This is a genomic window from Lentisalinibacter sediminis (assembly GCF_040706615.1).
GTDB lineage: Bacteria > Pseudomonadota > Gammaproteobacteria > Steroidobacterales > Woeseiaceae > Lentisalinibacter > Lentisalinibacter sediminis.
On the sequence record NZ_JAPDRF010000013.1, the window covers coordinates 1 to 1197 of the forward strand.

Genomic DNA, 1197 nt, shown 5'->3' on the forward strand with positions numbered 1-1197 from the left:
GTAGGAGATTCTATGGCGCTTGGCTATAGGCGATCTCCTGTTTCTGGAAGGTCTGCTGACGGTTGATCAGGGTGAAGGCGATGCGGGCGAGTTTTCTCGCCAGGATGCAGTTGGCGGCGATCTTCGAGAGGCCTTTGTCGAGCTGGCGCTGGTGGTAATCGGCGAAGGGAGCGTAAGTGCGAGCCGGCTTGGCAGCGCAGTAAAGGAGGCGCCTGAGTTCGGCCGGTCCCCGCTTGGTGAGCTTTCTCTTGCCCTCGTACATCCCGGATTCCCTGATTCGAACGTCTAAGCCTAAGTAGGCGACGAAGGCGTCGGCGCTGGCGAAGGCCCCGCGGTGGAAGGTGGCCACCAGGGCGACGGCATTGAGCGGGCCGATGCCGGGGATGGACAGGGCACGGCGGTAGTCACCCTCCCAGCCAAGCGCCCTGACCAGAGCCAGGAGGCGCTCATCCAGACGCTTGAGGATGCGTCGGATCTCGTTCATCAGCCCCCGGGCGGAGAAGCCCACTTCGCGGAAGCTCTGGGTGAGCTGGTTGCGGGACTGGACCACGACCGCGCGGCGGCTGAGCAGCGCCCAGAGCTGGCGCGCCTGGCCCGAGGCGGGCTCGAAGGGGCGCAACTGCCCGCCCTCATGCGCCAGATAACGGGCCAGCAGCCAGGCATCGGCAGGATCGGTCTTGTTGCGCGCGTTGACCGCCTCGCGGTAGTGGGCGAGCTGGCGGGGGTTGACCAGATACACCGTGTAGCCGCGCCGCTGGGCGGCCTCGACGATCGCCAGGTGATAGCTCGAGGTGGGCTCCACCGCTAGCCTGACCGGTCCCGCTAACCCTCTCAGCCAGCCCTGGATGCTCTCTGGGTCGTTGGCCAGTTCGTTGAGCTCACCGCTGTCCCAGTCGTAGATGACGAGCGTGTCCTTGGAGACGTCGACGCCCAGCGTGATTTCAGCTACTTCTTTTGCCACAATGACCTCCGCGGTTAGATGCCGTGAAAGCCGGGAACTCACCGACGCAACCTTGGTATCAATCGGCTGGTGCTACAGCTGGATTCCTCATAGGCGTTTTTGGTGAGGGGATGGGGACGAGGTCTCCTACAGTCTGTACCGACAGGTCAGAAGGGCCTTGTGTCCCTCCCATCCCGGCGCCTTTCATCTTCCTGATTTCAGGCGCCGACTACCATACAAGGGCCTTCAGGCCCGAT

The 1197-nt window shown here is 63.6% G+C and carries 1 protein-coding gene; it reads right to left on the reverse strand.

All coding sequences use genetic code 11. The annotated features are described in order from the left end of the window. Positions 1–10 precede the first annotated feature (10 nt). Positions 11–961: an IS110 family transposase gene (locus tag ACJMKX_RS17960; RefSeq protein ID WP_405228435.1), complete on the reverse strand. Its 951-nt coding sequence runs from the start codon at positions 959–961 to the stop codon at positions 11–13. Between the last annotated feature and the right edge of the window lie 236 nt (positions 962–1197).